The 8958-nt window shown below is 39.3% G+C and carries 11 protein-coding genes and 1 tRNA gene; 4 read left to right on the top strand and 8 right to left on the bottom strand.

What is annotated here, in order from left to right; translation table 11 throughout:
* A partial coding sequence (locus H6F39_RS16460) for a tetratricopeptide repeat protein (RefSeq protein ID WP_190397054.1) occupies positions 1–338 on the bottom strand: 338 nt, incomplete at its 3' end.
* Positions 339–496: 158 nt separating this feature from the next.
* Positions 497–946, bottom strand: a complete 450-nt coding sequence (locus tag H6F39_RS16455) for a DUF29 domain-containing protein (protein ID WP_190371817.1) — start codon at positions 944–946, stop codon at positions 497–499.
* Between the two features lie 262 nt (positions 947–1208).
* Between H6F39_RS16455 and H6F39_RS16450 the strand changes: the two genes are divergently transcribed.
* The 3 genes from H6F39_RS16450 (at position 1209) to H6F39_RS16440 (ending at position 2223) form a co-directional block, all read left to right on the top strand.
* Complete coding sequence (locus H6F39_RS16450; RefSeq protein ID WP_028082672.1) at positions 1209–1424, top strand: DUF433 domain-containing protein; 216 nt, start codon at positions 1209–1211, stop codon at positions 1422–1424.
* 5 nt (positions 1425–1429) lie between these two features.
* Positions 1430–1744 (top strand): hypothetical protein, encoded by a 315-nt coding sequence (locus tag H6F39_RS16445; protein ID WP_071604923.1) that lies wholly within the window; start codon positions 1430–1432, stop codon positions 1742–1744.
* Positions 1745–1884: 140 nt separating this feature from the next.
* A complete protein-coding gene (locus tag H6F39_RS16440; RefSeq protein ID WP_137907715.1) occupies positions 1885–2223 on the top strand; it encodes a helix-turn-helix transcriptional regulator in 339 nt (112 codons plus the stop codon).
* Between the two features lie 236 nt (positions 2224–2459).
* On the opposite strand, the gene H6F39_RS16435 is transcribed toward H6F39_RS16440, so the two are convergent.
* The 6 genes from H6F39_RS16435 to H6F39_RS16410 all read right to left on the bottom strand — a co-directional run bounded on the left by H6F39_RS16435 (position 2460) and on the right by H6F39_RS16410 (position 7928).
* Positions 2460–2536 (bottom strand) — tRNA-Met (locus tag H6F39_RS16435).
* Positions 2537–2596: 60 nt separating this feature from the next.
* Entirely contained in the window at positions 2597–3550 is a 954-nt protein-coding gene (locus H6F39_RS16430; RefSeq protein ID WP_137907716.1) for an asparaginase, read from the bottom strand.
* 130 nt (positions 3551–3680) lie between these two features.
* Complete coding sequence (gene iscB / locus H6F39_RS16425) at positions 3681–4976, bottom strand: RNA-guided endonuclease IscB (RefSeq protein ID WP_190397053.1); 1296 nt, start codon at positions 4974–4976, stop codon at positions 3681–3683.
* Positions 4977–5328: 352 nt separating this feature from the next.
* A complete protein-coding gene (locus H6F39_RS16420; protein ID WP_137907717.1) occupies positions 5329–5829 on the bottom strand; it encodes a CGLD27 family protein in 501 nt (166 codons plus the stop codon).
* Positions 5830–5834: 5 nt separating this feature from the next.
* Complete coding sequence (gene rsfS, locus H6F39_RS16415) at positions 5835–6272, bottom strand: ribosome silencing factor (RefSeq protein WP_028089786.1); 438 nt, start codon at positions 6270–6272, stop codon at positions 5835–5837.
* A gap of 600 nt (positions 6273–6872) precedes the next feature.
* Entirely contained in the window at positions 6873–7928 is a 1056-nt protein-coding gene (locus H6F39_RS16410) for a sugar transferase (protein WP_190397052.1), read from the bottom strand.
* A gap of 191 nt (positions 7929–8119) precedes the next feature.
* Between H6F39_RS16410 and H6F39_RS16405 the strand changes: the two genes are divergently transcribed.
* A complete protein-coding gene (locus H6F39_RS16405; protein WP_137907719.1) occupies positions 8120–8929 on the top strand; it encodes a 7-carboxy-7-deazaguanine synthase QueE in 810 nt (269 codons plus the stop codon).
* Positions 8930–8958: the final 29 nt, after the last annotated feature.

Here is an 8958-nt window from a genome sequence, read left to right as displayed (position 1 = left end):
TCACAAGCTTTCTCATAATTTCCAGATTCTGCTAATGCTTTTCCATAGCTAGTTAATGCTATGATATTATCGGGATTAATTTGTAAAGAACTTTCAAAAATCTCACAAGCTTTTTCGTGTCTTCCTGCTTTAGATAATCCGTTTCCATAGCTAGTTAAAGTAATAATATTATCAGGTTGAAGCTGTAATGACCGTTCAAATAATTTAAATGCTTTATTATATTGTCCATTTTTTGATAATACGTTTCCATGTTTGCTGAGAATAATAGCATTTTGACAATTCCTCAATAAATCGTCAGCCTTGCTAATTAAAAATTGGATATCATCATTATTAATCATAGTTTATTTTTTAAATTTAAAGGAATCCAGGGAATTTATTCCCTGTATCAAAGCCAAAGTCGGTTAAAACTGACTAGAATCTAGTCTAATTTACTGAAGGAACATTTAACAATCACATCCTGTAAATCCTCAAATCCTGGACATCCTGATTCTGACAATTATTCCCAAAAGTCCACATTTAACATTGCTTCAATATCACAACTAAACGGCCACGTATCAGGAAACTCACACTGTGGATAACCATTGCGGACAATTTTCAGAGCATCTGCATAAGCTTCATCAAATACTTGGCTAAAATAAGGCTTGAGACTAGGTGAATTTTTGAGTAACTTTCTGATTCCAATCTTTTGTTTAATGATTGATTCTACCCCCCCACGATAACAATCAGGGATCTGCACATAATTCCGCTTGAGAATGTGTTCTAAAAGTTCTGCTAACCGATTTTCAAGTTCACGTTGATCTGAGCGCCCCAAGTCCTCTATCTCTTCTATCAAATTATCAATATCTAGTCCTTCTATATCTCTATTCCGTAATTTGTGGACAATATCTTCAATCCAGAGTAAATAGTCTTGCTCATACAAAGATACTGCAATTGGTGTCTGTGTCATTGCTGTAAACCCTCTAAATGACCTAATTTCATTTTAAGTGACATCATTTGTAATCTTCGACAATCAACCTGTAAACTAGCAAAATCAAGACAATTTAAACTCTTTTAACATTTTGCTTATTCCAAGCATATTCACTGAGTATAGCATATAGTGATCAATCAAATCCTGTAAATCCTCAAATCCTGGATATCCTGATTCTGACAATTGCTAGTTTATAATTAATCTAAATGTAACTTTTCCATTTACCAAGGAGGAATAAACAATGAAAGGATGGGAAACTTTAGATGCTATAGAAAGACAACCTGATAAAGTCAGTGGTGCATGGGTATTTCGAGGAACAAGAGTTCCCGTTACTGCATTATTTGAAAATTTACGTGATGGTGCAACCGTAGATGAGTTTTTGGAGTGGTTTCCCCCTGTACAAAGATCACAAGTTGAAGCTGTACTTAATTATGAGCTTGAAACATTAGCTGCTTAAATATATTGTCTGAATCAGGATGTCCAGGATTAAAGGATTTACAGGATAAAAACAGGGATTTGACCCCCAATGCTTATGAAGAAGCATGGTCTAATTTATCAAATGGAGATTTACTAAAAGCTGCTGAAAATAAAGGATATCAAATACTTGTTACCACAGATCAGAATTTACGTTATCAACAGAATTTGAGTGAACGTCAAATTGCAATTGTTGTTTTACTATCAACTTCATGGCCAAAAATTAGAACACAAGTTGATCAGGTTTGCTCTATTATCAATACAATTGAATTGGGTGATTATCAAGAAATTTCTATAATCTAAAAATCCTGATCCTGAAAATCCTTAAATCCTGGACGTTATCTCGACTTACTTAGGCAAGCTCAGTACAAGCTTAACTAAAGTTAATATTATTAGGCGATCGCCTATCTAGTCAAATCAAATATCATCAGGACAGATACCTAATGCTCTTAAATAAACCACTAACTTCCCCTATTGCTACTCACAGTTTAATAGTATCGGGTTTTCATGCCTTATCAGATCCCATTAGAATCAGTGTTATAGAACTTCTGCGTCAGCGTGAACTCTGTGTATGTGACTTATGTGATGCTTTAGAAATAAATCAATCAAAACTTTCTTTTCATCTCAAAACCCTCAAAGAAGCAAGTCTAGTAAATTCCCGTCAACAAGGACGCTGGATTTATTACAGCTTGAATATTTCCCAATTTCAGGTTCTAGAAACATATTTAGCAGAGTTTCGTCTGAATTATGGGGTTTTAACTCCTCGTTCCTGTTGTGAGTAGCGGGGAATTAGACTCGGTACAAATTTGTTCTAAGTAGGGCTTGCTGAAAAAGTTTTCTCGTTCCCATACTCTGTATGGGAATGAATTACAGAAGGCTCTGCCTTCAAGGTTATAGTAGAGGCAGAGCCTCTTGATAGCATTCCCAGTCTCTGACTGGGAACGAGATAACGAGATGACTAGATAGAACAAATCCCTGCAATCTTGAAAGACTACAGAGATTTGTTTTTTTATTCATTTGGTGGCGGGAAGTGGATTTGAACCACTGACCTTCGGGTTATGAGCCCGACGAGCTACCAGGCTGCTCTATCCCGCGTCGCTTTTGTCGTTTTCCTCTCGACTTCTTTAATATAACGCAAAGTCAAAAGTTTGTCAACTATAAAAGCGATAATTCTCCAACTACTTCCAAACGCTTGTATTTCCCCAGGTTCATGAACTTCTCGGCCAGACTTTGGGCTATGCTGGGGGTAATCCAACCCATTTGTTGGAGGAGGTGAATAGCTACGGCGTATTTAGCGCGTTTTGAGCCATCCATTACCTTAATAGCTAATCCCATACCCTCCCCAAGTCTGCTAATACACTGCACACCTTCTGCACCGGATTTACTAACTAATTCGCTGGGAGTTAAGCGCATCAGTTCTGTGTCAAATTCTCCTTCACCAGCCACCATGGTGGGATGATGGTTCATAGCGCGAACGATGCGTTCCATATCCACGCTATTGCTAGAAGCTAATACAGCATATAAAGAGGCCATTTGACTGAGTTGCATCAGGTATGTAGGTGCGCCGCAGTCATCATGGGCTGTGAGAAATTCTTCTGCTGGCATTCGCAGCAATTCTGCTACTTTGGTGATAATTAACTGCTGGACTGGGTGTTTTCGATCCAAATAGTTAGTTAACGGCCAATGGCGTTGTTGACAAACCGCTAACATTCCTGCGTGTTTACCAGAGCAGTTATATTCTAAACGACTGCTTTTACTTTGGGGGATTGGGCATTGTATAACATTTGCGTCAATATCTGCCCGCCACAAAATATTAAATACCTGTCTTACCTGTTCTATGCTGCCTTTATGGGAACTGGTGATAATGGCTAAGTCTTTGTCACTCAAACCATAGCGTTCTAATGTGCCTGTGCTAGTGACAGCCAGGGCTTGAAATGGTTTGAGAGCAGAACGGACAAATGCAGCAGTTTCAGCGTTACCGGCCACAGAAAGAACCCGTCCCCGGTCGTCGCTAACTACAGCCTGGACTAGATGCCGAGATTCAATAATACCTTCCCGCAGTAACCGGACTTCCAGGGCTGCGGCTTGAGTTCGTTTTCCCATTGTCATCTAAACCTCCAGGAGACCCCCACCAAAACTGTACTCAGTTTGGTGATGGGAGGAATGGAGGGTTAATTGTGAAACGTCCCTTGAGTATTTTTGTCCGTCAGCACAAACAGCGAGAGGGACAGTTGAGTAATTAACAAATCTTTGATTTTCCATATTCGTAACCGTCCTTTTTGTGAATTGATTTACAGTATTTGTAAGAGATACTTTGAATCAGTCCAAATACCGTTGAGATATTGAAACTACCGCTAGTCCTCACTGCTACTCGTCCGATGTATGCCCCAATCTTTTTTCCTTTTGTGACAACAGCTTTCACAATGTCTCCGGTTTGAAAACCATTAACAAATTTAAACCTGGGGACATATCTAGAAGGAAAACCGTACTTGTCGGTTCGGCAAGATTGTCTAGAGCCGTGACCGTTAGCTGTAATTAGCAATGGCTTAACACCTTTGATATTGAGAATTGGCGTTGACTGACCAACACAAGCTGCGTCAATCCAATGCGTTTTCTCTAGTTTCTGTTGATTTCTATTGAACTTTGTTAACCCTCCTGAACCTGTTTCTACAGGTAATCCAGTTGCTTTGAGAACTTCTAGTAATGCAAAACGAGTCGTGTTTACTGCTGCTGCATCAGCCAGTGGTCTTTTGGCTTGCTTCAAGATTTTCTCTAACTTTGAAGGGTCTTTTTTGAGAAAATATTTGATGTCTTTCGTTCCCTTTTTGGTGTTACACTTTTCACAACTTAAAGTGAGATTTGTAATTGAATTACTACCACCCTTGGCTCGTGGATGAATATGTTCTACTTGAAAAGGAACGTCTTTTACTCCACAGTAAGCACATTGTCTACCCCACTTTTCTAGTAAGTATTCTCTGGTTTCGTAACCAGCTAAAGTTCCCTGCTGATATTCCTTACCTTGAATATCAGGATTAGCCATTAACTGCATATCAAACCTGACTAATTCTTGGCTAATAGCCTCAATTGGTGCGAGTTTACGCAATCTTTCAACCCAAGTTTTAATATTATCAACCCGACTTTGTAGGCTCGGTGCTAACCATCCTTCTGGACGGGTTCTATTCAAGAATCTTGGTTGTCTGTAACGAGTTTTTCTTGCACGTCTAGAATGTCTTAATTGCCTTCTAGAAGTTAAAGCATCTCTAATTGCAAAGCCTCTATGTTTTAATTCAGCAGCAAATACAACCTCGCCAGTTGAATCGTTAACTAATGCCATTCCCGTGAATTTTGCACCAGGGTCAATCTTTAGCCTTAGCGACGATACTGGGGAGTCAGGACGGGATTTTTTGAGAATAATTGTGAACGGAAACTGTCTAAATATTGCTGCTTTTTTGGTTCTTAGTAGTTGCCTAGCTTGTGCTGAATGAATTGGGTTTAATGGCGTGAAGTTGGTATCTAAAACAAATACTTTGGACATAAAGTCCCTCCTTGCGGGTAATGTTAGCTTTGACAATGTTAGAGGTCGGTAACTATCTCAAAAGCACTGGTTTAACCCTTAGTCCTGTTTAACTTTTAAGTTCTAGAGCAGGGAACTAGCTACGCATCCCCTGGTAGGTCTTTAACTCTTACCTCTAACGTAGTTCGGTTAAGAACTGAGTCTGGTCAACTAGGCTTTGACAAGCCCTCACTTACCCTAAGGGAAGTGAGGGGTGGTTGACGGGTTTATATCTACTTTGTGAATTGTCAGTGGTCAGTTGTCGGTGGTTGGTTATCGTTGGTCAGTTGTTTTACTAATAACTAATAAATAATAACTAACGACCAATAACTATTTACAGGAAATGCCAAACTATAGTTCCCACAAGATACATGAGAGCCAATGCGGCAAAGGTAATTTGCAAGCGTTGGAAAATGGGTTTAATTTCGTAGGTAACAATTAAGCGATCGCGGGTAATGACTGCTTGGGGTTTTGTCCAAGTTTGCCCGTCGTACCAACCAGATTCTTCATAGAATACAGTGGTGCTGTACAGGCGATCGCGCACATAGAACCAACCTAAATACAACCTGATTAAGACTAGCACTACAGTAACACTAGCAGCGCCAGATCCACAAAGCAGAAAATTAAAAATCTGCTTTTGGGGAGGAAAGCTGGCCGCTGCCACAGGTCCTGCTATCAACCAAGACCAAGCCCAAATCCAAAAGATTTTTTTGGTGTAGTTGCTCCAGCTTAAGGTACTATCTCGAAATAGCCAGGCGTTTTTTAATTCCTCATACTCATTGAGTGGTTGTTGTTCTGTAGGAACTGGGCAATTCTCCAGAGAGGAGCGCATCATATCGGTTAACCCCCAACATCATCGGAGTTTGGCATGAAAATACGTTCCGCGTGTCCCCAGAACGCTTCTAAATTATAAAACTCCCGTTCCCTTGGCATCATGATATGGACGATGACATCACCATAATCTTGTAGTATCCATGTTCCTTCCGCTTTTCCTTCTGTGGTGCGGGGTCGTCGTTGCCACTCAATTTCCACTTGTCCTTCTACTGCGTCAGCGATCGCTCTCACCTGTACTTTAGAGTAACCGGTCATGATCACAAAGTAATCAGACAGGTAAGAAATATTTGCCAGGTTTAGCAATATAATTTCTCCGGCTTTACGCTCATAACCAGCTTCAGCAATAGTTAGAGCTAAATTTTTACTTGTAGTTTCTGTGTCAGTTTTAGGTTCGATCACAGCTTTCTTTGTCAATGGAAAATTTCCTCTTAAAGATTCAGTCATTCAACCTCTTGTGCTTTTTCCTTTTGCAGTTACTTGGTCTACTTATGTAACTTACTGACAATTTACACTCTCAGAACTTTTAAATACTGAGACTCTTCATCGCTACTGTCAATGAGTCATCCTGTAACTAACAAATAACTGAACTAGAATTGTGTGAATGGGTTTTTTCTGAATAGTAACATATTCTACAGTTAACTTTATGCCTGAATCGCTTTAGTCTCTATTTATCATTTTCTGGTACTTTGTCCTAGTTTTTGGCTGATTCTTGTTAAATTTTCCTATTTAATCGCTTTAATAGCTGATTTATTTTACTTAAATATGATTTTATCAGATACTAACTATTGAGATTCATACCTTGGGTGGCAGCATGAAACCCAACCTCTCAAAAATGGCGAAGATATTGTGTGAGATACTATTAGACAAAAATAAGCCCAAGCCGATTTACGACTTGGGTAAATAAAATGAATTTTGTGCAATCACGTCCAGGGTATAACGAAATAAATTATACAAAGTATGAGTGGCATTTGGGTAGGTTAGAGTCGGGATAAAGGACAAAAACAGGACGGAAGAAATCAAATGCAGCGGATTTTGGCAGCAAGATTAAACAGCCCCACTGTTTTTATGAAATAAAATGGTGATAGTTTTAAGAATCAACTTTAAATCGTAAACTAAGCTCCAGTTTTTTTGATATTGTAAATCTAAACGAATCACGTCTTCAAAACTACGGACTTGAGAACGTCCCTTAACTTGCCATTCACCAGTCATACCAGGTTTAACGTCTAAACGTTGCCATTCTGGTACTTCGTAGCGTTCCACCTCATCAGGTGTAGGTGGTCGAGTTCCTACTAGACTCATTTCACCTTTGAGAACGTTCCAAAATTGCGGTAATTCATCGAGACTGGTACGACGTAACAGCTTACCTACTTTGGTAATTCTGGGGTCATGATCATTTTTAAAGAAAGCGCCTTCCACTTGATTTTTGATTTGGGATTTTTTAGCTTCCGCATCTACGCACATAGACCGAAATTTCCAAATAGCAAAGCGTTTACCCATCCAACCACAACGGGTTTGCTTAAAGAAAATTGGACCGGGATCGTCAATTTTAATAGCGATCGCTATGGGTATAAACAAAATAGATGTAATTACTAACCCAACCAATGATCCGACAATATCAATGGCCCGTTTCATCCAAGAAGCCACGGAAGGATGAGTTTGCGGAAGTGGGTCTACTTTTCGAGAATTATTTTGATAATTTCCCGTATTTATCAGATTGTCGTTTGCTATTGGCTCTAAGTTATCAAGAGACTCAATGGGAAATACCTGATCTAGTCCTGTCAGATTCAAGACTGCCATGACTTGGGGAGTGATATGACGCAGTGTCATGATAATTCCCTTTTCCTGGGAATTTTTGAAGTTACTGACTAGAGAACCTAAACCACTACTATCCATAAAGGTAGTATTTTGAAAATCAATGAAAATTTGCCGAGGTGGTGAATCTGCTTGAATTAGGTTTTGGCAAGTTTGCTTAAAACTGATAGCTTCAAGCACGGTTAACCTCGCTGGTACTTGCAAGATTGCTACATCTTCAAGGTAAGTAACTAAAAATTCTACTGGTATGGTTTGGCTACTCATGAAGCTCTGCACTTTAGTTGCCATCTAAAATCTCATTAAATGTGATTTGGTCTTAAAAAAACAATTAACCCGATTTTTAATCTGTATGATGAATCATAAGTAAGTAGATTTTTAAAGATCAGCGGGAAGATCACTAATCAAGCTTCACAATAGAAGAAACTGACAAAATTCTTGCTGTTGTAAATAGGTGAATCCTTCCCTTACTTCATATCATCATGACTACTAAAAATAAAGTTAACTCAACTGCACGCCTAATCGAAGTCTTTTCTGCCATTCAAGGCGAGGGGCTGAATGTGGGGACGCGTCAGATTTTTATCCGGTTTGCTTTTTGTGATCTGCGTTGTTATTTTTGCGATAGCGCCCACACCTGGAATGCACCCCCTAGCTGCCAAATTGAGTCTTACCCCGGATTACGAGATTTTGAAGTTCATCCAAATCCCGTTGCATCATCTACATTGTTGGCATGGATTGCCAGACAAAATCTACCTTTCGTCCACGATAGCATTAGCTTGACTGGAGGAGAGCCTTTGCTTCATGCACAATTTTTGGCGGAATTTTTGCCCGCATTGCGATCGCTGACTAGTTTACCGATTTATCTGGAAACCGGCGGACATCGCCCAGAAAATTTGGCAATAATTCTCCCCTATTTAGACTCTGTGGGCATGGATTTGAAACTACCCAGTGTCAGCGGTGAAACTTATTGGCCAGAACACACAAAATTTCTTCAGTTATGCTCTAACTCTAAGTTAGAAGTATTTGTAAAAATAATTGTTTCCCAAAGTACAGTTGTTCAGGAGTTAGAACGGGCGGCTTTGTTAGTTGCCCAAGTCAATGAGGATATTCCGGTATTTTTACAACCTGTTACCCCTTTAGCTGTTGCCTCTTTAGCTGCTCAAGAATTTAGTTCTGTGGTCATGGTAGCACCAACTCCAGACCAGGTTTTAGAATGGCAAGTTTTGATGAAGAGATTTGTTAAACAAGTGCGTGTGATTCCCCAAACTCATAAAATGTTGCATCAAATGTAGAATTTAAAAAGTTTTCATCAAGAAAAGAA

Origin of the sequence: Dolichospermum sp. FACHB-1250, from assembly GCF_014696335.1 — a bacterium.
Classification (GTDB): domain Bacteria; phylum Cyanobacteriota; class Cyanobacteriia; order Cyanobacteriales; family Nostocaceae; genus Dolichospermum; species Dolichospermum planctonicum.
The sequence above is the reverse complement of the archived record's forward strand: the minus strand, read 5'-3'. Positions and strand labels throughout refer to the sequence as shown.

Excerpts from the sequence above, each read along its gene's own strand:
- H6F39_RS16450 (WP_028082672.1), top strand. The coding sequence starts at position 1,209 with ATGAAAGGATGGGAAACTTTAGATGCTATAGAAAGACAACCTGATAAA.
- H6F39_RS16410 (WP_190397052.1), bottom strand. The coding sequence starts at position 7,928 with ATGGCAACTAAAGTGCAGAGCTTCATGAGTAGCCAAACCATACCAGTA.
- iscB (WP_190397053.1), bottom strand. The coding sequence starts at position 4,976 with ATGTCCAAAGTATTTGTTTTAGATACCAACTTCACGCCATTAAACCCA.
- H6F39_RS16420 (WP_137907717.1), bottom strand. The coding sequence starts at position 5,829 with ATGATGCGCTCCTCTCTGGAGAATTGCCCAGTTCCTACAGAACAACAA.
- rsfS (WP_028089786.1), bottom strand. The coding sequence starts at position 6,272 with ATGACTGAATCTTTAAGAGGAAATTTTCCATTGACAAAGAAAGCTGTG.
- H6F39_RS16405 (WP_137907719.1), top strand. The coding sequence starts at position 8,120 with ATGACTACTAAAAATAAAGTTAACTCAACTGCACGCCTAATCGAAGTC.
- H6F39_RS16440 (WP_137907715.1), top strand. The coding sequence starts at position 1,885 with ATGCTCTTAAATAAACCACTAACTTCCCCTATTGCTACTCACAGTTTA.
- H6F39_RS16430 (WP_137907716.1), bottom strand. The coding sequence starts at position 3,550 with ATGACAATGGGAAAACGAACTCAAGCCGCAGCCCTGGAAGTCCGGTTA.
- H6F39_RS16455 (WP_190371817.1), bottom strand. The coding sequence starts at position 946 with ATGACACAGACACCAATTGCAGTATCTTTGTATGAGCAAGACTATTTA.